Source organism: Rhodococcus sp. NPDC003322 (assembly GCF_053589555.1).
This window is the reverse complement of the sequence record NZ_JBSFSC010000002.1, coordinates 656,022-676,386: the sequence shown is the minus strand read 5'-3', so window position 1 is coordinate 676,386 and position 20,365 is coordinate 656,022. Positions and strand designations below refer to the sequence as shown.

16 protein-coding genes are annotated in these 20,365 nt (G+C 70.2%); 7 read left to right on the top strand and 9 right to left on the bottom strand.

The window, feature by feature from the left end; genetic code table 11:
- Positions 1 to 41: 41 nt before the first annotated feature.
- From ACWDUM_RS09455 to ACWDUM_RS09445, 3 genes are read left to right on the top strand one after another with little or no spacing between them, the layout of a single operon-like run.
- Positions 42 to 1,274, top strand: coding sequence for an acyl-CoA dehydrogenase family protein (locus tag ACWDUM_RS09455; protein ID WP_450133774.1), 1,233 nt, complete (start codon positions 42 to 44; stop codon positions 1,272 to 1,274).
- The gene (locus ACWDUM_RS09450) at positions 1,271 to 2,344 is read left to right on the top strand and encodes a phosphotransferase family protein (RefSeq protein WP_450133773.1); all 1,074 of its coding nucleotides are present in this window, start codon (positions 1,271 to 1,273) and stop codon (positions 2,342 to 2,344) included. The genes ACWDUM_RS09455 and ACWDUM_RS09450 overlap by 4 nt, the downstream gene beginning before the upstream one ends.
- Positions 2,344 to 3,105, top strand: coding sequence for an SDR family oxidoreductase (locus ACWDUM_RS09445; protein WP_450133772.1), 762 nt, complete (start codon positions 2,344 to 2,346; stop codon positions 3,103 to 3,105). The genes ACWDUM_RS09450 and ACWDUM_RS09445 overlap by 1 nt, the downstream gene beginning before the upstream one ends.
- A gap of 39 nt (positions 3,106 to 3,144) precedes the next feature.
- Here the strand turns inward: ACWDUM_RS09445 and ACWDUM_RS09440 are convergent, their stop codons facing one another.
- Positions 3,145 to 3,954, bottom strand: coding sequence for a TetR/AcrR family transcriptional regulator (locus ACWDUM_RS09440; protein WP_450133771.1), 810 nt, complete (start codon positions 3,952 to 3,954; stop codon positions 3,145 to 3,147).
- Positions 3,955 to 4,059: 105 nt separating this feature from the next.
- Here ACWDUM_RS09440 and ACWDUM_RS09435 point away from each other — a divergent pair, with 105 nt between their 5' ends.
- Complete coding sequence (locus tag ACWDUM_RS09435) at positions 4,060 to 5,067, top strand: ABC transporter permease (protein ID WP_450133770.1); 1,008 nt, start codon at positions 4,060 to 4,062, stop codon at positions 5,065 to 5,067.
- Positions 5,068 to 5,133: 66 nt separating this feature from the next.
- On the opposite strand, the gene ACWDUM_RS09430 is transcribed toward ACWDUM_RS09435, so the two are convergent.
- The 6 genes from ACWDUM_RS09430 to ACWDUM_RS09405 all read right to left on the bottom strand — a co-directional run bounded on the left by ACWDUM_RS09430 (position 5,134) and on the right by ACWDUM_RS09405 (position 11,025).
- Positions 5,134 to 5,577 carry a hypothetical protein gene (locus ACWDUM_RS09430; RefSeq protein ID WP_450133769.1) on the bottom strand — a complete coding sequence of 148 codons (444 nt, stop codon included), beginning with the start codon at positions 5,575 to 5,577 and terminating at the stop codon, positions 5,134 to 5,136.
- A gap of 87 nt (positions 5,578 to 5,664) precedes the next feature.
- Positions 5,665 to 7,281: a ribosomal protection-like ABC-F family protein gene (gene abc-f, locus ACWDUM_RS09425; RefSeq protein ID WP_450133768.1), complete on the bottom strand. Its 1,617-nt coding sequence runs from the start codon at positions 7,279 to 7,281 to the stop codon at positions 5,665 to 5,667.
- A gap of 309 nt (positions 7,282 to 7,590) precedes the next feature.
- The gene (locus tag ACWDUM_RS09420) at positions 7,591 to 8,685 is read right to left on the bottom strand and encodes an inositol-3-phosphate synthase (protein WP_450114947.1); all 1,095 of its coding nucleotides are present in this window, start codon (positions 8,683 to 8,685) and stop codon (positions 7,591 to 7,593) included.
- Entirely contained in the window at positions 8,678 to 9,238 is a 561-nt protein-coding gene (locus ACWDUM_RS09415; protein WP_450114948.1) for a PadR family transcriptional regulator, read from the bottom strand. The genes ACWDUM_RS09420 and ACWDUM_RS09415 overlap by 8 nt, the downstream gene beginning before the upstream one ends.
- A 141-nt stretch (positions 9,239 to 9,379) precedes the next feature.
- Positions 9,380 to 10,165, bottom strand: coding sequence for a DUF1707 SHOCT-like domain-containing protein (locus tag ACWDUM_RS09410; protein WP_450133767.1), 786 nt, complete (start codon positions 10,163 to 10,165; stop codon positions 9,380 to 9,382).
- Positions 10,166 to 10,170: 5 nt separating this feature from the next.
- Positions 10,171 to 11,025, bottom strand: a complete 855-nt coding sequence (locus tag ACWDUM_RS09405; protein WP_450133766.1) for a DUF1707 SHOCT-like domain-containing protein — start codon at positions 11,023 to 11,025, stop codon at positions 10,171 to 10,173.
- Positions 11,026 to 11,171: 146 nt separating this feature from the next.
- Between ACWDUM_RS09405 and ACWDUM_RS09400 the strand changes: the two genes are divergently transcribed.
- The 3 genes from ACWDUM_RS09400 (at position 11,172) to ACWDUM_RS09390 (ending at position 16,037) form a co-directional block, all read left to right on the top strand.
- The gene (locus tag ACWDUM_RS09400; RefSeq protein ID WP_450114951.1) at positions 11,172 to 11,597 is read left to right on the top strand and encodes a DUF5318 domain-containing protein; all 426 of its coding nucleotides are present in this window, start codon (positions 11,172 to 11,174) and stop codon (positions 11,595 to 11,597) included.
- A gap of 612 nt (positions 11,598 to 12,209) precedes the next feature.
- The gene (locus ACWDUM_RS09395; RefSeq protein WP_450114990.1) at positions 12,210 to 14,399 is read left to right on the top strand and encodes a transglycosylase domain-containing protein; all 2,190 of its coding nucleotides are present in this window, start codon (positions 12,210 to 12,212) and stop codon (positions 14,397 to 14,399) included.
- A gap of 24 nt (positions 14,400 to 14,423) precedes the next feature.
- Positions 14,424 to 16,037, top strand: coding sequence for a glycosyltransferase family 87 protein (locus ACWDUM_RS09390; RefSeq protein ID WP_450114991.1), 1,614 nt, complete (start codon positions 14,424 to 14,426; stop codon positions 16,035 to 16,037).
- Between the two features lie 302 nt (positions 16,038 to 16,339).
- On the opposite strand, the gene ACWDUM_RS09385 is transcribed toward ACWDUM_RS09390, so the two are convergent.
- Both ACWDUM_RS09385 and ACWDUM_RS09380 read right to left on the bottom strand, forming a co-directional pair.
- On the bottom strand, positions 16,340 to 18,688 hold the full coding sequence (locus ACWDUM_RS09385; protein ID WP_450133765.1) for an arylsulfatase: 2,349 nt from the start codon (positions 18,686 to 18,688) through the stop codon (positions 16,340 to 16,342).
- 213 nt (positions 18,689 to 18,901) lie between these two features.
- Complete coding sequence (locus ACWDUM_RS09380; RefSeq protein WP_450133764.1) at positions 18,902 to 20,269, bottom strand: glycosyltransferase family 87 protein; 1,368 nt, start codon at positions 20,267 to 20,269, stop codon at positions 18,902 to 18,904.
- Between the last annotated feature and the right edge of the window lie 96 nt (positions 20,270 to 20,365).

Sequence of the window (20,365 nt, the reverse complement as noted above, 5' to 3'; positions counted from 1 at the left end):
AACTGAGCAATGCTCAGTTAGGCACCGGTATGGAGGCTGGCATGGATTTCGCCCAGAGCGCGCGGTCGAGGGAGTACCTCGACCGGCTGCGTGAATTCATCGCGACCGAGGTGGCCCCGGTCGAGGCGCGCCTGCGGGCCGAACGGGTGGCACCGTTCGCGCAGCGCGCCGACGTCTCCGGTGCCGCGATGTGGCGGGTCTCCGACGAGTTCCGTGCGCTGCAGGCCAAGGCCCGCGCGCAGGGCCTGTGGAACCTCTTCCTCCCCGACGCGGTTCTCGGCGCCGGGCTGAGCAACGTCGAGTACGCGCCGCTCGCGGAGGAGATGGGTCGCTCCCAGTTCGCCTCCGCGGTCTTCAACTGCGACGCCCCCGACACGGGCAACATGGAGGTGCTCCACCACTACGGCAGTGTCGCGCAGAAGGAACGCTGGCTGAAGCCGTTGCTGGACGGCGAGATCCGCTCGGCCTTCTGCATGACCGAACCCGCCGTCGCATCGTCCGACGCCACCAACATGGCCGCGACCGCCGTGGTCGAGGGTGACGAGGTGGTCCTCAACGGTCGCAAGTGGTGGAGCACCGGCATCGGCAGCCCCGACTGCAGGATCCTGATCTTCATGGGGCTCACCGATCCGGAAGCGCACAGGTACCAACGACATTCGATGGTCCTCGTGCCGATCGACACCCCCGGGGTCAAGGTCGAGCGGATGCTCTCGGCGATGGGCTTCTACGACGAGCCCGGCGGGCACGGCGAGGCGTCGTTCACGAACGTCCGGTTGCCGCTCGATGCGATCATCGCCGGTCCCGGACGGGGATTCGAGATCGCCCAGGGCCGGCTCGGGCCGGGGCGGGTGCACCACTGCATGCGGCTGGTCGGGCTCGCGGAGGCCGCACTCGAACTCGCCATCCGCCGCGGCACCGAACGCGTCGCGTTCGGCAAGCCGCTGATCAACCTCGGCGGCAACCGGGAGCGGGTCGCCGACGCCCGCATCGCCATCAACCAGCTGCGGTTGCTGGTGCTCAACACCGCGTGGCTGCTCGACACGCAGGGCATCGCCGGTGCCCGGTCGGCGGTGTCCGAGATCAAGGTCGCCGCACCCCGGGTGGCGCAGCAGGTGATCGACTTCGCGATCCAGATCCACGGCGGCGGTGGGCTGTCCGACGACTTCCCGCTCGCCGGCGCCTGGACGGCGGCGCGGGCGCTCCGCCTCGCGGACGGCCCGGACGAGGTGCACCAGGGCCTGGTCGCCCGTTTCGAGCTGGGGAAGTACCAGTGACCGGGGGCCTCCCGGACAACGCCCGCACCGTTCGCGACGAGGACGCATTCGACGTCGCAGCGGTTGCGAAGTGGTTGCGTGAAAACGGATCCGGCGATCTCGACGGAGTTCCGGAGGTGCGTCAGTTCGCCGGTGGTGCGTCGAACCTGACCTACCTGCTGCGCTACCCCGACCGCGACCTGGTGCTGCGCCGACCGCCGGCCGGGGCCAAGCCGTCGTCCGGGCACGACATGGTCCGCGAGTACCGCATCCAGTCGCTGCTCGCGCCGGTGTACCCGCATGTGCCTGTGATGGTGGGGCTGTGCACCGATCCGTCGGTGCTTGGCAGCGACTTCTACGTCATGGAGCGCGTCGAGGGTGCGATCCTGCGGTCCGCTCCCCCGGCCGACCTCGGGCTCACCCCCGAGAACACGCGCGAGCTGTGCCTGCGGGTGATCGACCTGCTGATCGAACTGCACGGCGTCGATCCGGCAACGTCGGGCCTCGACGAATTCGGGCGCGGTACAGGCTATGTGGCGCGGCAGGTGGCCGGCTGGACGAAGCGTTACGCCGCCGCGCGCACCGACAACGTCCCCGATTTCGCGCGGGTGACGTCGTGGCTCGCCGACCATCAGCCGGCCGACGTGGCCTCCGCGGTGATCCACGGCGACTTCCGGCTCGACAACGTCGTGCTCGGCGAGGACCTGCGGCCCCGCGCCGTGCTGGACTGGGAACTCGCGACGATCGGCGACCCGCTCATGGATCTGGGTGCGAGCCTGGCGTACTGGGTGCAGGCCGACGACCACCCGATGATGCAGGCCACCAAGCGGCAGCCGTCGGATCTGCCCGGCATGCTGACCCGCCGCGAGATCGTCGAGTACTACGGGCGGCGGACCGGCCTGCCGATCGACAACTGGCCCTACTACGAGGTGTTCGGCCTGTTCCGGCTCGCGGTCATCGCCCAGCAGATCTACTACCGCTACCACCACGGGCAGACCACGAACCCCGCGTTCGAGCACTTCTGGATCGCCGTGGGATACCTGGACACTCGCTGCAACGAACTGATCGACACCATGACGGAGGGCACGTAGTGGGAAACCGCGCGACGCGTTCGAACATCCTCATCACCGGCGCGAGCTCGGGCCTCGGACGCGGCATGGCGCGCGAGTTCGCCGCGCGCGGACGCAACCTCGCCCTCGCCGCGCGCCGCACCGAGCGGCTGGAGGAACTGCGCGACGAACTGCTCGCCGCGCACCCGGGGATCACCGTCGCGATCCGCAGCCTCGACGTCGACGTGCACGAGGACGTGTTCACCGTCTTTCGTGAGTTCGACGAGGAGCTCGGCGGCCTGGACCGGGTGATCGTGAACGCCGGGCTCGGCAAGGGACAACCGTTGGGTACCGGCTACTTCCACGCCAACGCCGCGACCGCCCGCACCAACTTCCTCGGCGCGCTCGCGCAGAGCGAGGCGGCGCTGGAGCTGTTCCGGCCGCGGAACGCCGGGCACCTGGTGCTGATCTCGTCGGTGAGCGCGATGCGGGGCATGCCGCGCAACCTCACGACGTATGCGGCATCGAAGGCCGGGGTCGCGGCGCTCGGTGAGGGCATGCGCGCCGACCTGGCGAAGACCGGCATCGACGTGAGCACCATCTTCCCCGGCTTCATCCGCTCGGAGATCAACGAGAAGGTGAAGAAGGTGCCGTTCATCGTCGACACCGAAACCGGATGCCGCGCACTGGCGGCGGCCATCGAGAAGGAGCCGAACAAGGCATACGTTCCGACCTGGCCGTGGCTGCCGATCTCGATGGCGATGAAAGTGCTGCCGCTGTCGGCGGTCTCCAGAATGGCCTGACCCGTGAGTTCTTCCGGCCCGCACGGGGGCCGGAAGGACTCACCGGTCGGTGCCCACCGCGCGGACGAAGTTGTCGGCGAGGATCGCGCAGGTCTCGTTCAGCCCGGGCATGGTGAGCGCGGGGTGGGACTCGGTGGCCGGCCGCAACAGGACGTGCAGCATCAGCGGCGCCACCATCTGCTGCACCAACAGCACCCGAGGCAGGTCGCGTATCGCGCCGGCCGCGACCAGTTTCTCGAGCCAGGCCAGTACCGAGTTCAGCGGCGAGTGGGGCATCACGTACTCGACCAGTTCGGCCACCATCGGGTCGTGCGGGCGGGCCAGGATCTCGGCGAGGATGGCGGGTGCGATGCGGGGCTCCCGGGTCCACTGCCGGATCATCTGCCGGTAGATCCGGCCCACCGCGGCGCGCAGATCCGTCTGCGGATCGACGTCGGTGCTCAGGTCCAGGGTCGGACCGTAGGCCTGGAAGATGGCCTGCAGCAGTCCCGCCCGGTTCCCGAAGGCCAGATACAGGGTGTACACCGAGCAGTGCGCGGCGCTCGCCACCGCCTCCAGTGTCAACGCGGCCAGGCCGCGTTCGCCGATCAGCCGGGCGCCGGCCTCCATCGCCCGGTCGCGGGCCGGTCGCTGCCCGCCCGGATCGACGCCACTCGCGAGCACCGCCGCGTCGAGGGGGCCGCGGGTGCCGCCGAGCCGGCGCAGCAGCGTGCTGCGCGAGATGCCGGCCCGTTTGGCGATCTCGACCAGCGGCACCGCCCCGACGTCCCGGCCGGTCTCCTCCGCCGCCCGCAGGGCCGCGTCGACGAGCTCGTCGGGCACCCCACCGGCCGCATTCCCTTCCACCACATCCGAACTCTATTTCACCGCCCTCGGATCTCGTTCTGACATTGTGCTTGGTGTAGCTTGTATCCGAGTTTCAAACGGTTCGGATCTCCACGGAAGGTGACGCACATGTCGGATGCAGGGTCGCGGCCAACGCGAAACCCGTGGGCGGTGCTCGCCGCCCTGGTCGTCGGCCTGTCGGCCGTGGTGATCGCGATGCTCGCGGCGTTCGCGCTCCCCAACATCCACGGCGGACCGCACGCCATGCCGCTCGGCGTGACCGGCCCGCAAGCCGCGGTCCAGGCGGTCCAGGAGCGGCTCGACGGCGACTCCTGGGAGGTCACCGCCTACCCGGACCGGGAGGCACTCGCGGACGCGATCCGTGAGCGGTCCGTCGCCGGCGGGATCAGCGTCGGGGCGGACGGCGTCGGGGTGCTCACCGCCGGCGCCGGCGGTGCCACCGCCGCGTCGGCGATCACCGCCGTCGGCACCACCCTCGCCCAGCAACAGCACCTCCAGGTCACGGTGGAGGACCTGGTCCCCTTCCCCGAAGGTGACCCGCGCGGCTCCGGGCTCACCTCCGCCGCCCTGCCCCTCGTCTTCGGCGGGATCATCCCGGCGGTCGCGTTGACCCGATTGTTCCCCGGACGGGCCAACCTGCGGATCCGTCTGATCGGCGTGCTCGGGTTCTCGGTGGTCGCCGGCGCCGCGATCACCGCGTTCCTGCAGTACGGGACCGGCTCGCTGACCGGCAACTACTGGCTCACCGCGGTCGGCCTGGCCCTCGGGGTGGCGGCTCTGGCCTGCACGATGCTCGGGCTGGAGGCGCTGTTCGGCTTCGTCGGTCTCGGGATCGGTGCGGTGGTGATGATGTTCCTGGGAAACCCGCTGTCCGGGATCGGCACCGGTGACCACTGGCTGCCCGACGGCTGGTCCACGCTCGGACAGTTGCTGCCGCCGGGGGCCTCTGGAAGCCTGTTGCGCGCCAACGCCTTCTTCGACGGAGCCGGTGCACTCCGGCCCGTCCTCGTGCTCACCGCATGGACGGTCTTCGGCCTCGCACTCTCGGCCATCGCCGCCCGCCGCGGCGACAAGGCGTCCACGGCGCCGGCCGATGCACTGACCGACCAGCACTGAGTGCGAAAGCGCCTGCGGCGGTGGGTCTCTCCGATGACACCGCCGCCGCGGCGCTTGTCGGTCCCGTTACGACAGCAACGCGTCGACGCTCACCACGGTCAGCGCCACCAGTGCGAACACCTTGACGACCTCCAGTGCGACGTACACGTGGTGGGCGCGGGACCGGGGCAGCTCGCCGCCGGCGAGCACCTTGTTCGATCGTCTCGTCAGCGGCGGCCGCACTCCGAGGACCTGCACCAGCAGCACCACCGTGGCCAGGCCGAGCAGCCACCACATCGCGGCGGTCGGCGGGGTCGGCGAGGCGAGGGCCGCGACCCACAGCACCACGAGGACCACCAGCTCGGTGACGTTGAGGGCGCGGAACACGAGCCGTCCGATGCCCAGACCGATGGGCACCGTCACGCCCGGCGCACGGAACTTGAGCGGCGCCTCGAGGAACGAGATCGCGAACACCGCGCCCAGCCAGAACGCGGGTGCGAGCAGTTGCAGTGACGTCCAGACGGTGTCCATCACGGGGCTCCTCGTGCGGCGTGGTGTGACGGCCGCCGTGCGCCGCCGCCCCGAGCGTAGCCGGGTGACCCGGTCCGGCAGCGCGTTTCAGGGCACCATCGCGAGGCGGTGCCCGCGGAACCGCCGCCGCATCCGTCGATCGTGCGTGACGACCACGACGGCACCGGGGAACGCGTCGAGCGCGGTCTCCAGATCCTCGACCAGCGCAGGTGCCAGGTGATTTGTCGGTTCGTCGAGCAGCAGCAGGTCGGCATCGGAAGTGGACAGCAGCGCCACCTCGAGCCGCCGGCGCTGCCCGAAGGACAGTTCGGCGAGCGGGCGGTGCAGGTCGTCGGGCCGGAACAGTCCGAGCGAGAGCAATTCCGCCTCCACACGGTCCGGATCGCCCGGGCGTTGCCCGGCATACGTCTGGAGCAGCGTCGCCGAGCCGGGCCACCTGCGTGCCCGCTGCCGCAGATACCCGATCCGGGCGGGAGCCAGCACCCGGCCGGTGTCGGGAACGATCTCGCCCGCAATCACATTCAGCAGCGTGGTCTTCCCCGCGCCGTTCGGGCCGGTCACCAGCAGCCGCCCACCTGGGTGCAGTTCCAGTTCCGGCACCCACAGCCGGGAACCGACACGGACGTCGTCGAGACGTACCAGCGGACCGCCGGGTGCCTCGGTGGTCTGCGTGGACAGCGGCGGCGTGAAGCGCAGCCGGTCCGGTGGCGGCGCGACCGCATTCGTCGTCAGTCGTTCGATCCGCTCCTTGGCGTTGCGGATCCGCCCCATCGCACCGTGGTCGCGGCCACGGGCCCGGAATGCCCCGTGCCCGAACCCGGCCTTCTCCTGCTTGCGGGGAATCGCCGCGAGCCGCGACGCATTGGTCTCGACGAGGCGCGCGTTCCGGACGAGTTCGATCCTCCATTCCGCGTGGGCCTGCCGCATGCGTTGTCGCTCAGCCGCTTTCGTGGCGAGGTACCCGTCGTAGCCGTCGCCGTAGCGGCGCACCGCACGGTCGGCGACCTCGACGATCAGCGACGTCAGGCGGTCGAGGAAGTCTCGATCGTGGGTCACGGCGACCACCGTGCCGCGGTGCGCGAGCAGACGCTGCTCCAGCCAGGCGACGGCGGCGTCGTCGAGATCGTTCGTCGGCTCGTCGAGAAGGAGCAGATCGGCGTTCGCCGCGAGGCTCGTGGCCAGCGCGAGCCTGGCCTGCTGCCCGCCCGACAGTGTGTCGAACGGGCGCGCGCGATCGAGGTGCGGCAGGCCCAACGCGTGCAGGCCGGCCGCGACGCGCTCGTCGATCGTGTAGCCGTCGAGGCTTTCGATAAGGGCTGTCGAACGGGTGTATTCGGACATGAGGGCGTCGAGGTCGCCGGGGGCCGGGTGGGCAAGGTCCCGCTCCAGGTCACGGATCCGGGCCTCGAGCGCCCGGACGTCGCAGAGGACGTGATCGATGGCGTCCTGCACGGTCGCGTCCACCGGCAGGCCCAGGGACTGCGCGGCGTACGCGATTCCGCCCGGCGCGACGACACGGACTTCGCCGTTGTCGGGGCTGGTGCGTCCGGCGAACAGCGAGAGCAGCGTGGATTTGCCGGAGCCGTTGTCGCCGACGACGCCGACCTTCGCTCCCGGCGGAATGGTCAGCTCCACGCCGTCGAGGACGAGCCGGTCGCCGAATCGCTTCGAGACCGTCCGGAGGGAGAACTGTGACGCGGGCATGGGTGTGCTCCTTGCGCCCCGGCAGAACCGGAGAGATCGGGGAAAGGTGTCCTCGCGCAATGGACCCCACCGAACGCGGTGGCGGTGGATGCGCGCTCAGGACTCGCCGCGGAGCATGCTCGACGCGACGTCCCGATCTACTGATTCAGAGTGCCCACGAAAGTCACCGTAGCACCGGATGATCCGTGCACCCAGTGATTATCCGGGCCGGTCTCGCCCGGAAACACCTGTGGCGGTGGATGAGTCCGAAGAACTCACCCACCGCCACAGGGGTCGAGCGTGTGTGACGACCACAGGCCGTCGCGAGGGCTACGCCTCGATGATGAAGGCCTCCAGCTCGGCGCGAGCCTTGTCGTCGGCCATCTGGACCGGCGGGGACTTCATCAGGTAGGCGGAGGCAGGGTAGACCGGTCCACCGAGGCCGCGGTCCTTGGCGATCTTCGCGGCGCGGACGGCGTCGATGATGATGCCGGCGGAGTTCGGCGAGTCCCAGACCTCGAGCTTGTACTCGAGGTTCAGCGGGGCGTCACCGAAGGCACGACCCTCGAGGCGGACGTACGCCCACTTGCGGTCGTCGAGCCACTCCACGTAGTCCGAGGGACCGATGTGGACGTTGCGGTCGTGGACCTTGCCTGCGAGCGAACCGGTGAGGTTCGACGTCACGGCCTGCGTCTTCGACACCTTCTTGGACTCCAGGCGCTCACGCTCGAGCATGTTCTTGAAGTCCATGTTGCCGCCGACGTTGAGCTGGTAGGTGCGGTCCAGCACGACACCGCGGTCCTCGAACAGCTTCGCCATGACACGGTGGGTGATGGTGGCGCCGACCTGGGACTTGATGTCGTCGCCGACGATCGGGACGCCGGCGTCCTTGAACTTCGCGGCCCACTCCGGGTCGGAGGCGATGAAGACGGGCAGCGCGTTGACGAACGCCACACCGGCGTCGATGGCGCACTGTGCGTAGAACTTGTCGGCCTCCTCGGAGCCCACCGGCAGGTAGGAGACGAGGACGTCGACCTGGGCGTCCTTGAGGGCCTTGACGACGTCGACGGGCTCGGCGTCGGAGACCTCGATGGTCTGCGAGTAGTACTTGCCGATGCCGTCGAGGGTCGGGCCGCGCTGGACGGGGACGTCGAGCGGCGGGACGTCGGCGATCTTGATGGTGTTGTTCTCGCTGGCGAGGATCGCCTCGGAGAGGTCGAACCCGACCTTCTTGGCGTCGACGTCGAACGCGGCGACGAACTGCACGTCGCGCACGTGGTACTGCCCGAACTTCACGTGCATCAGGCCGGGGACGGTGGAGTTCTCGTCCGCGTCCTTGTAGTAGTGGACGCCCTGGACCAGAGACGAGGCACAGTTCCCCACGCCCACAATGGCCACGCGCACCGCGGTGCTGTTCTCACCCATGGTCGGGTTCTCCTTCTTTCTTGGGTAACGCTGTTGGTGTTTGCTCGGCCGCGATCAACTCGTTGAGCCACCGCACCTCCCGCTCGCTCGACTCGAGTCCGAGCTGATGGAGCTGGCGGGTGTAGCGGTCGAGTGATCCGCTGGCCCGTCCGATCGCGTCGCGGAGCCCCTCTCGGCGCTCCTCTACCTGACGGCGCCGACCTTCGAGGATCCGCATCCGCGCCTCGGCGGGGGTGCGGCTGAAGAAGGCGAGATGCACCCCGAAGCCGTCGTCGGTGTAGTTCTGCGGTCCGGTGTCGGCCACCAGTTCGGTGAACCGCTGCCGGCCCTTGTCGGTCAGTTGGTAGACGCGGCGGGCGCGGCGCTTGACCGTCCCGTCCGGGCCGACGTCCTCGGCGATCAACCCGTCGGCCTGCATGCGGCGCAGCGTCGGGTAGAGCGATCCGTACGAGAAGGCGCGGAACGCGCCCAGGAGGCCGGTCAGCCGCTTGCGCAGCTCGTATCCGTGCATGGGCGACTCGAGGAGCAGCCCGAGAATTGCCAGCTCGAGCATCCGTGTCCCACCTCCCGTCGTCCAAACCTAACCGTGTGATGCGACCTCCAACTATATCGCACCGATATAGTTGGGCACGGCGACACGAGTAGGTGTGACGAAAAGTACGTGCCTCGGATGGGGTGCCGGAGGACGCGTGGGTCAGTCGTCCGCGCGATACACGGAGCGGACCTCGCCGTCGATGCCGGCGGTCAGGTGGCCGGTACGCCCGGACACCTGGTTCGACAGGTGGATCGACACCACCGGATTCCCGTCGCCGTCGTCGACCGACAGGTGCGTCGAGTCCGGCTCCGGGACGCCGAGCGTCTGCGGGGCTCCGAGCAGCAGCCCGCCGACCCTGCGCATGTCCAGGTCGTCGAGGTTGACCGGCACGGTGTCCCGGTCGCGCCCCGGAGAGGTGCCGCTGTCCGAGAGCCCGTCCTCGTCGAAGCGCAGATCCCGCGACATTCCCGGAGCGCCCGGGACGGGGATCTCGATCGACGCGTAGTCGGCGAAGACGGTCATGCCGTCGACCAGCGCGTCGCCGTAGCCGTCGTGCAGCTCGGACACGATCCGGGCCAGACCGGCCGCCGACAGCAGGGTGCCGGGACGCGCGTCGCGCGCCTCGGTGTCGGCGCCGGTGATCCGGGCCGCGACGACGGCACCGCCGACCACGACGACGGCGGCGGCCACGAGTCCGGCGATCCAGCGGCGGGCGTGTTCGGCCCGCGGCACCGGCAACCGGTCCGTCATCTGACCGCGAACCTGCAGGTCGCGGACCAGGCCGTCGAGTTCGGCGAGGGTCCGCGCCCGATCGGACGCGTCCGCCCGCTGCCGGTACTCCTCCGCGGACAGCTGCCCCTCGGCGTAGGCGGTGTCGAGGAGTTCGCGGACACCGGCGCGGTCGCTGTCGCGGGCCCGCAGGCGGGGGGCCGGATTGCTTCGCATCGCGGCTACCGGTCGCCGTAGGACACGCGGGTCCGGTCGCCCTCGGGGGTGAGGGCCAGATATCCGCTCATGCCGGTGTCGTCGTTGCTGACGTAGATCGTCACCTCGGGTCCGTCGTCAGCGCTCATGCTCACGTGGGAGATGGTCCCGTTCGGGACGTGCACGCTCTCTGCGGCCCCGGCCAGGTATCCGGCCAGCGCATCGAGATTCACGGTGGCGAGGTCGAGTCGGGGCAGGTCGGGGTCGCGGCCCGTGTTCGGGCTGCCCGACTTCGCGAATCCGCCCCGGAACGACCAGTCCTGGCTGCGGCGCGGCTCGCCGTCGAACACGCGCTCGGCGATGACGTACTCGTCGTAGAAGGTCACGTCGTCGACCAGGGTGTCACCGAACTTCGCCAGGTAGGCGTCCCGAAACTTCCCGACCCCGGTGGCGGTGAGCGGGTCGATCCGCTCGACCACGATCGGCGCGACATCGGCGTACGGATCCTGCGGGACGGCCGGGGTGTCCGGCGCGGCACGGGCGACGGGGGCCGTCGGCGTCGGCTCGGCGTCGTCGGTGCCGGAGAGCATCACCACCGCGGCGACCGCGGCTGCGGTGACCACGGCGGTGCCGACCGCGAGCGTGCGGACCGGGACCGGACGGCGCGGGGCCGGCCGGGAGATCGTGGTGTGTGCGGGCAGTTGGAGGTCGGCGATGGTGGCGTCGAGGTCGGCCAGCGTTTTCGCGGACATGGCCGCGCGGGTGCGGTCGCGGTGCTCGTCGTCGGTGAGCTGGCCGTCGCCGAGGGCGGCGTCGAGGAGCCCGCAGGTCTGCACCCGATCGGTGTCGCGTGCCCGCAGGGTGGTCTGTCGCTGTGCCACGACGGCAATGATAGGAAGCCGCCCGCCGCTGTGTGGATCGTCACTGCGGTCACACCTGCTCGTCGTCGGCGTTTCCCCCGGCGTGTCGTGGGGAATCGGCAGGACGACCCGAGACCCGACGGTCCTGCCCACGTACTCTGGTCAACGTGCGATTGCAGCGGCAGGTGGTGGACTACGCCCTCCAGCGGCGATCCCTGCTGGCCGAGGTGTTCTCCGGCCGGACCGGGGTCACCGAGGTGTGCGACGCCAGTCCCTACCTGTTGCGGGCCGCGAAGTTCCACGGGCGACCATCGGAGGTGACCTGCCCCATCTGCCGGAAGGAGCAGCTCACCCTCGTCTCGTGGGTGTTCGGCGACAAGCTGGGCCCGGTCTCCGGATCGGCCCGGACGGCGGAGGAACTGGTTCGGCTGGCGGCCTCTCAGGAGGAGTTCTCGGTGCATGTCGTCGAGGTCTGCCGGACGTGCAACTGGAATCACCTGGTGCAGTCGTACGTCCTCGGCTCGGTACCCGCGCCGAAGCGGACCCGAACCCGCTCGACCCGCAGCCCGAGCCGGCGCATGGCGAGTGAGTGAGCCGCACCGACGACCTTGACCGCAGCCCGAACGGCTGAGACCGAGTGACACAGCCGTGTCCAACGCGAGTATCTGGAGAGTCCCCACGTGAGTTCCCCCTACAACGATCCGCAGGGTGGTCGACCCACCGGAGCGCCACGTCCCACCGGCCCGCAGCCGGGTGGGCGGCCTCCGGGGTACTCGCAGCCGAACCAGCCGCCGCCCGGCTACGGCCGTCCGGGACAGCCCGGACAGCCGGGGCCGATGCCGCCGCGCTACGTCACCGGTCCCGGCGGCAGGCCGCAGCCCCAGCCGGGCCAGCCCCAGCCGGGCCAGCCCCAGCCGGGCCAGCCCCAGCCGGGCCAGCCGCGGCCCGGTCAGCCGTATCCCCCGCAGGGCGCCCCGCGGCCACAGCCGCAGCGGCCCGCCGCGCCCCGTTCCGGGCAGCCGAACCCCGCACAGCCCAATGCGGCGGCGCAGGCCCGTCCCCTCGCCCAGCCCCGCCCGTCCACACCGTCGCGCCCCACCCAGGCGGGCAGCGGCGGTGGCCGTCCCCCGGCGGGCCCGCCGCCGACCGGCCGCTCCGGCGGATCCGGTGGCACCGGCGGGCAGCCACCCCAACCCCCGAAGAAGATGAAGTCGAAACGCTGGAAGATCGTCCGCCGCACCCTCTACAGCCTCGTCGCGCTCGGCATGGTCGTGCCGCTGCTCGCGTTCATGGTCGCCTACGTCACCCAGGACGTCCCGCGCCCCGGTGACATGAAGACCAACCAGGTCGCCACGATCTACGCCAGCGACGGCAACACGGTGCTGAGCACGATCGTGCCGCCCGAGGGCAACCGGACCGACGTCTCCATCGACCAGATCCCCAAGCACGTGCGCGACGCCGTGCTCGCGGCGGAGGATCGCGACTTCTACTCCAACCCCGGCTTCTCGATCAGCGGCTTCGCCCGCGCCGCACGCGACAACGTGCTCGGCAAGGACAGCGCCGGCGGCGGTTCGACGATCACGCAGCAGTACGTCAAGAACGCGATGGTCGGATCCGAGCGGTCGATCACCCGCAAGATGCGGGAGCTGGTGATCTCCGCGAAGATGGCGCAGCAGTGGTCGAAGGACGACATCCTCGCCGCCTACCTGAACACCATCCCGTTCGGGCGCGGCGTGTTCGGCATCGCGGCCGCCTCGCAGGCGTACTTCGACAAGCCCATCGAGGAGCTCACTGTGGAGGAGGGCGCGGTCCTGGCCGCGACCATCCAGCAGCCGTACGGCCTGGACCCGTCCACCAACCCGACCGGCGCCGAAACCCGCTGGGGCTACGTCCTCGACGGCATGGTCGGCGCCAAGACGCTCGACTCCGGGCAGCGCTCGGGGATGGTGTACCCGCACGTCGTCCCGCTGTCCGAGGTGGACACCGGCGCCGTCGGCAGCGGCCCGGCCGGCCTGATCCGCAACCAGGTGGTCAAGGAACTCGAGGCCAACGGCATCAACGAGCAGGTCCTCAACACCGAGGGCCTGCAGATCACCACCACCATCGACGACCAGGCGCAGCAGGCCGCGGTGGACGCCGTCACCACCAACATGGAGGGTGAGAACGAGGAACTGCGGACCGCGGTCGTCTCGATCGACCCGAAGACCGGTGGCGTCAAGGCCTACTACGGCGGCGCCGAGGGGTCGGGCTACGACTTCGCGCAGGCCGGCCTGCAGACCGGCTCGTCGTTCAAGGTGTTCGGTCTGGCGTCGGCGCTGAACGAGGGCATCCCGCTGTCGAAGATGTACGACAGCAGCTCGCTGACCCTCGGCGGCGTCACCATCACCAACGTCGAGGGCGAGTCCTGCGGCACCTGCACCATCGCCGAGGCGCTCAAGCGGTCGCTGAACACCAGCTTCTACCGGCAGATGCTCTCGATCGAGAACGGCCCGGAGAAGATCGCCGAGATCGCGCACAAGGCGGGCATCCCGGAGGACATCCCGGGTGTCGCGGGCACCAGCCTGCAGGAGTCGAACGGCAAGTCCGAAAACGGCATCGTGCTCGGCCAGTACCAGTCCCGCGTCATCGACATGGCGTCGTCGTACGCGACGCTCGCCGCGTCCGGTGTGTACCGCACGCCGCACTTCGTCCAGAAGGTCGTCACCGCGGACGGCACGGTGCTGCTCGACCGGGGCGGCGCCTCCGTCGGTGAGGCCCGGCTCAAGCCGGCCGTCGCGGACAACGTGACCGCCGCGATGCAGCCGATCGCCGCCTACTCGCGGGGCCACGGCCTCGCCGGCGGCCGCCCGTCGGCGGCGAAGACCGGCACCGCGCAGCTCGGGGACACCGGGCAGAACAAGGACGCCTGGATGGTCGGCTACACGCCCTCGCTGGCGACCGCGGTCTGGGTGGGCACCGAACAGGGCCTGCCGCTGCAGAACTCGTGGGGCGGCCTGATGTACGGCTCGGGTCTGCCGTCGGACATCTGGAAGGCGACGATGGACGGTGCGCTCGAGGGCACCGACGTCGAGTCGTTCCCGACGCCGGACGCGATCGGCGGGCAGGCCGGTGTGCCCGCGTACACCGCGCCGTACACCCCGCCGAAGACCACCGCCGCTCCCCCGTCGAGCACGTCCGTGCCGCAGCTCACGCTGCCGCCCATGGAGGTCACGCAGACGCCGGTGGAGATCCTGCCGGGCGTCACCATCCCGATCCCCGGCCTCAAGCCGGCGCCCACCACCCAGGCACCCGCGGCGACGACCGCCGGTCCGCTGCCCGGGCAGCCGACCACAGGGGAGGACGAGGTCGCGCAACCGGGCGCGCGGCAGGCCGTGCCGCGGGGACAGGGCGGCTAGCCGGTCGGTAACGTCGCGTCGGTGGTGGAGGACTCAGGGGACAGCACAGCGGAGGGTGCGGCGGACCGGGCGTTGGGATCGCCGGCCGTGCTCGCGGACGACCGGCGGTCCGCGGACCGGGACCTGCCCGGCCGCACCGACCCGCTGACCGCGCAGGCGTCGTCGGTGCTCGGCGGGCCGGTGGGCCGCCGGGCCCTGATCGGGCGGCAGCGGTTCTGGACCCCGCTGCGGGTGATCCTGCTGCTGGCGGTGATCTTCCTCGGCCTTGGCTGGTCGACGAAGGCGGCGTGCATCCAGCAGGCCCCGAACGGGCCGGACGGCGCGCTCGGACTGGACTGGAGCGGCAGCCGTCAGTACACCGCGCTGTGCTACTCGGACACCGTGCCGTTGTACGGGGCCGAACGCCTCGACGAGGGTGCGTTCCCGTACAAGAAGTCCTGGGAGGAACCGGCTCCCGACGGGTCGGTGCAGACCCGGTACATGGAGTACCCGGTGCTGGCCGGGTTGTACCAGTACGCGTCGATGACGGTCGCGAAGGCGTGGCACGCGACGCCGTGGCTGCCCGGGGCGCTGCAGGTCGTGCTCTACTTCAACGTCGTCGCGTTCGGCCTGGCGCTGGCCTGGCTGGTGACGGTGTGGTCGACGGTGCTGCTGGCAGGCCGCCGGGTCTGGGACGCGGCGCTCGTCGCGGTCTCGCCGCTGGTGGTGGTGCACGCGTTCACCAATTTCGATCCCCTGGCAACGGCGTTCGCGGGTACCGGACTGCTCGCCTGGGCGCGGCGGCGGCCGGTCCTGGCCGGGGTGCTGCTCGGGCTGGGCGGCGCCACCAAGCTGTACCCGCTGATGCTGCTCGGTCCCCTACTGGTGCTGTGCCTGCGCGCCGGTCGGCTCCGCGACTGGTGGCGCGCGACGGCCGCGGCCGCGGCGGCGTGGCTGCTTGTGAATCTGCCGATCGCGCTGGCCTTCCCGAACGGGTGGCGCGAGTTCTTCCGGCTCAACTCCGAGCGCGGCGCCGACCCGGATTCGTTGTACAACGTGGTCTCCTCGTTCACCGGGTGGGCCGGATTCGACGGCGTGCTTGCCCGCGGTGAGAGCCCGACGATCCTGAACACGGTGTCGCTGCTGCTGTTCGTGGCGGTGTGCGTCGGCGTCGGGTGGATCGCGTTGACGGCGCCGCGCAGGCCGCGGGTCGCGCAACTGTGCTTCCTGGTCGTCGCCGGGTTCCTGTTGACCAACAAGGTGTGGAGCCCGCAGTACTCGCTGTGGCTGGTGCCGCTGGCGGTGCTGGCGCTGCCGCACCGCCGGATCCTGTTGGCGTGGATGACGATCGACGCCCTGGTGTGGGTGCCGAGGATGTACTACTACCTCGGCGTCGGCAACAAGGGGCTGCCCGAGCAGTGGTTCACCGCCACCGTCGTGGTCCGGGACCTGGCGGTGCTCGCCCTCTGCGCCATGATCGTTCGGCAGATCTACCGGCCCGCGGAGGACCTGGTGCGCGGTGCCGGGGTGGACGACCCGGTCGGCGGCGTCCTCGACGGCGCACCCGACGCGCCGCCGCACTGGTTGCCGCGGTGGCTGCGTCCGAGGACCACGTCGATCGCCTGGTCGGTCGCGGGCCCGCAGGCCGTCGCGCGCTGACCCGACCTCTCCTGCCTTCGCGGCGATCCGTCCGGGCCGCGCGTTCGAGGCGCGACACGGATGTTCAATCCACGCGGCTTCGCCACGTCGTTGTTAGTGTTTAACGCTCAATCACTGCTACAAAGGAAAGGAGGTGTACACGAATGCTTCTCGGAACTCTCGGGCTGGCCGTCAACGGCCTGCTGGAACTGCTGGGCGGTGTGCTGGGCGGTCTGCTCGGCGGCCTCGGCAGCGTCCTCTGACGACATGCGTCGAATCGAGCCCCCGCCGAAACCCCGACCCTCGGCGGGGGCTCGTTCGGGTCAGTCGGTGAGGAACCAGCCTCGCACCGTTGCCTCGTGGTCGAGATACCGCTCGCCGGAGACGTCGACGACGACCTTGTCGATGGTGCCGCCCGTGAACGGGAACGGCGACCGGTAGTCGGGGGTCACGGGCGATGCGCTGTCGCGGCCGGCGCAGATGCCGTCCCCGACGGCACAGAACGGGCCGGGTTGGGTGACGAGGTGGTCGGTGGCGACCCGCTGGTCGTCGAGGTACAGGTTGAGGGTGCCCGAGAATCCGGGCATGGCCGGGTCCGTGTTCTTCCCTTCGGCGACGAATTCGGCTGTGCAGATGTGTCTTCCGGGTTCGATGGGCCGGTCGGCGACCACTTCCTGCAGGTGTGTACCCACCCAGTTGAACGTGTAGTGCAGCCGGTTGTCCTTGACGTACAGGCTGTGACCGCCCGCCGTCCCGCCGTGCGCGTACAACACCCCCTCTGCGTCGGGGGCGGCGACATCGACGCCCGCGGCGATCGTGAACGAGCGGCCGACGATCGAGACGCCGGCCGGCTCCGGCACGTCCGCGCTGCCGGGGTAGTAGACGTACTGGTCCCGGGCGACGCCGGCCCGCGGCCGGTCGGCGAGGATCTGTTCGAGGGTGTTGCGGTCGTCGAGCGGGAGGCCGTTGTAGCGGCCCGCGTAGTAGAACCACATCCCCTTGAGCGCTTCGAGCCGATCGGGTTCGTCGGCCGCGAGGTCGGTGGACTGGGACCGGTCCAGATCCAGGTGGTAAAGCTCCCAGCGGTCGTGGTCGAAGTGGCCCCAGCCCGACAGCGGCGGATGCTGGGAGCAGGCGAGCCACCCGTCGTGGTAGATCGAACGCTGGCCGAGCATGGTGTAGAACTGCGTCCGTTTCCCGGGCACTCCGGGATCGGTGAGTGACGCCGCGAAGCTCTCGCCCTCGATCGGAATCTGTGTGTGGCCCTTCAATGTTTCCGGCGGATCGATGTCGAGCAGCTCGTACAGGGTGGGAACGACGTCGACGGCGTGCACGTACTGCTGCCGTGGTTGTTCCTGTGCCGGGATCTTCGCCGGCCACGACACCAGGCACATGTCGGCGACGCCGCCCTCGTAACCGGCCCACCGCTTCCAGTACGGGAACGGGGTGTCGAACGCCCACGCCCAACCGGTGTTGTAGTGGTTGTACGACACCGGCCCGCCGAGTTCGTCGATGTGCGGCAAGGTCTCCTCGGCGGAGTCGAGCATCCCGTTGAAGAAGCGCCACTCGTTGAACGACCCGTTGGGCCCGCCCTCCCCGCTGGCGCCGTTGTCGGAGATCACGACCACGATCGTGTTGTCGAGCTGCCCCGACTCCTCGAGATGGTCGATCACCCGGCCGATCTGGTCGTCGGCGTAGGAGATGTACCCGGCGAACACCTCGGCCATGCGGATGAACAGGCGTCGCTCGTCGTCGGTGAGCGAGTCCCACGGGCGGACGGTGTCGAGCATCGGCCACGGCTGTCCGTCGGGTCCCGTGGCGTCCGGCTCGCCGTGCGGGTTGATCGGCGAGAGCTCGGTGTCCTCGGGGAGCAGGCCGAGTTCCTTCTGGCGCTGCAGGATTCGAGGTCGGATGGCCTCGTAGCCCTCGTCGAACACGCCCCGATACCGGTCGGCCCACTCGGCGAACACGTGGTGCGGGGCGTGCCCGGCCTGCGGGGCGAGATACAGCAGGAACGGCTTCTCGGGTTCGATCACCTTGGCGTCGCGGATGAACTGAATCGACCTGTCCGCCAGGTCTTTCGACAGGTGGTATCCGTCCTCCGGGGTGCCGGGGGCGTCGATGGGGTGGTTGTCGTACACGAGGTCGGGGTACCAACTGCTCGACTCGCCGCCGAGGTATCCGTAGAAGCGTTCGAACCCGCGGCCGAGCGGCCACCGGCCCTTGAACGCCGACATCCCGGTCTCGTCTCCCGGCGTCAGATGCCATTTGCCGACGCAGTAGGTGTTCCAGCCGTGCTCGGCGAGCACCTCCGACAGCAGGCCGCTCTCGAACGGGATCCGGGTGGAGAATCCCGGGTACCCGGCGCTGAGCTCCGCGACCGTCGCCATCCCGTTGGTGGTCGCGTTGCGGCCCGTCAGCAGCGAGGCCCGCGTCGGGGAGCACAGCGCGGTGGTGTGGAAGTTCGCGTACCGCACCCCTCGTTCGGCGATGCGCCGCATGGTCGGGGTCGCCACCGGCCCGCCGAACACGTCCATCGTGCCGTACCCGACGTCGTCCCAGACGATCATCAGCACGTTCGGTGCACCCTCCGGCGCCCGGGGCGCGAGAAAGGGCTCCCAGTCCGGCTCGGAGTCGCGAATGTCGATGTTGATCTTGCCCCGATAGGCCATGGCGGCGCTCCTCGGTCGGCTGACGCGTGGCCCGACGACCGCGGTACCCCCGCTTGGGGCACACCTCGGCACGCTCGGGCCGTGGACGTCCAAGTCGCGTACACCGTCGAAGTGGGGCACCGCGAATCCGAGCCTATCGCCGCCCCCGGAGCCGCGACAGTGTGAACCTCACGTCGAGGGTATCGAATGACCGCCGCCGCCTGGGGGATTCGGTCATCCGGTGCGCGCGGTGGTCGTGGGGGTCGGCTCGGCGTCGGGAACGGGCTCGGCCACGGGGGTACGGGGCCGGGCCCGCAGGAAGAGGACGTAGAACACGACCAGCAGCGCGGCGCGACCCCAGACACCGATCTCGACGAACACCTCCTCGGTGGAGGCGTCCGCGCCGGCGCCGAGCGCGGCGAAGTACCGGAACACGCCGACACCCATCGCCAGGTCGGCGAGCAGGTAGGCGCCGACCAGCGTCCACGGCACCCGCAGCAGCACCAGGAACGGGATCAGCCACAACGTGTACTGCGGCGAATGCACCTTGTGCAGCAACATGAATCCGCACAGCATCGCGGCGCTGACCGCCACCCACGGGTAAGTGCCCTCCCGCCGGTGGCGCCGCCACCCCAGCCACACCGCCACGGCGAACGCGGCGAAGATCAACAGCGGCGACGCCACCGACACGAAGTGGGCGTAGTCGCTGTCCGGGCCCTCCCCCGAGGTGAACAGGTGCCGAACTCCCCAGTACCACACCGAATTCGTGGTGATGTCCGCCTGGCGGTCCGACTGGAACGCGAACGATGCGAGCCACCCCTGCCACCCCAGCGCGGCGAACGGCAGGTTGATCGCCACCGTCGTCGCGATCGCGGCGCCGGCGACGGCGAGCGCTCCCTTCGGGTCGTACCGGCCGGGCACCGTCGCCGGCAGTTCCCGTCCGCCGATGCCGCCGGTGAACACGTACGCCATCAGCGGCAGCACGAACGCGCCCGGATAGATCTTCAGGCAGAACCCGATCGCCAGCAGCACCGCCGCCAGGGCGCCCCGGGTCCGCAGCGGCACCCGGTCGAATACGGCGACCACGAACACCGCGGCGGTGGCCGCGGCGACCACGGGCAGTTCCCAGTTGTGGAAGGCGTACAGCACCAGCGGCGGTCCCGCCGACCACAGCAGCGCCGACCACCCGGCCAGCCTGCCCAGCATCCACGCGGTCGCGAGCCCGAACGGCGTCAGGATCAGCGCCGAATGCAGCAGGAACTCGGCGTCGGTGTGCGAGCCGACGCCGCCGAGCCACATCAGCAGCCCGCTGAGCACCGGATACTCCACCGTGCCGCCGGTGAGGACCCCCGTGTCGGTGATGCCGCCGGTCAGGTAGGGGAAGACGTGGTTGTCGATGTCGCGGCCGATCCACAGGAACTGGATGTCCGAGTAGCAGACGGACGAGTCCTTGATCCGGTCGAAGACCAGGCTGCGGCCGAGGGCGTCGAACGGGGCGCCGGCGCAGCGCGCCTTGTTCAGGTAGGCCAGGGCCAGCGTCAGGCCGCACACCAGGGTCACGGCGACGGTCGTGGTGGTGCTGGCCCGGGCCGGTGTCCGCATGCGCCCCACCCTAGGTGCCCGGGCGCCGGGACTCGGTTCCGCCGCGTCCGGGGGTGCGATTTCGCAGGTCAGGGGCACCTCGTGTACCCTGCAAAG

Excerpts from the sequence above, each read along its gene's own strand:
- ACWDUM_RS09455 (WP_450133774.1), top strand. The coding sequence starts at position 42 with ATGGATTTCGCCCAGAGCGCGCGGTCGAGGGAGTACCTCGACCGGCTG.
- ACWDUM_RS09435 (WP_450133770.1), top strand. The coding sequence starts at position 4,060 with ATGTCGGATGCAGGGTCGCGGCCAACGCGAAACCCGTGGGCGGTGCTC.
- ACWDUM_RS09430 (WP_450133769.1), bottom strand. The coding sequence starts at position 5,577 with ATGGACACCGTCTGGACGTCACTGCAACTGCTCGCACCCGCGTTCTGG.
- abc-f (WP_450133768.1), bottom strand. The coding sequence starts at position 7,281 with ATGCCCGCGTCACAGTTCTCCCTCCGGACGGTCTCGAAGCGATTCGGC.
- ACWDUM_RS09420 (WP_450114947.1), bottom strand. The coding sequence starts at position 8,685 with ATGGGTGAGAACAGCACCGCGGTGCGCGTGGCCATTGTGGGCGTGGGG.
- ACWDUM_RS09415 (WP_450114948.1), bottom strand. The coding sequence starts at position 9,238 with ATGCTCGAGCTGGCAATTCTCGGGCTGCTCCTCGAGTCGCCCATGCAC.
- ACWDUM_RS09410 (WP_450133767.1), bottom strand. The coding sequence starts at position 10,165 with ATGCGAAGCAATCCGGCCCCCCGCCTGCGGGCCCGCGACAGCGACCGC.
- ACWDUM_RS09395 (WP_450114990.1), top strand. The coding sequence starts at position 12,210 with ATGAAGTCGAAACGCTGGAAGATCGTCCGCCGCACCCTCTACAGCCTC.
- ACWDUM_RS09385 (WP_450133765.1), bottom strand. The coding sequence starts at position 18,688 with ATGGCCTATCGGGGCAAGATCAACATCGACATTCGCGACTCCGAGCCG.
- ACWDUM_RS09380 (WP_450133764.1), bottom strand. The coding sequence starts at position 20,269 with ATGCGGACACCGGCCCGGGCCAGCACCACCACGACCGTCGCCGTGACC.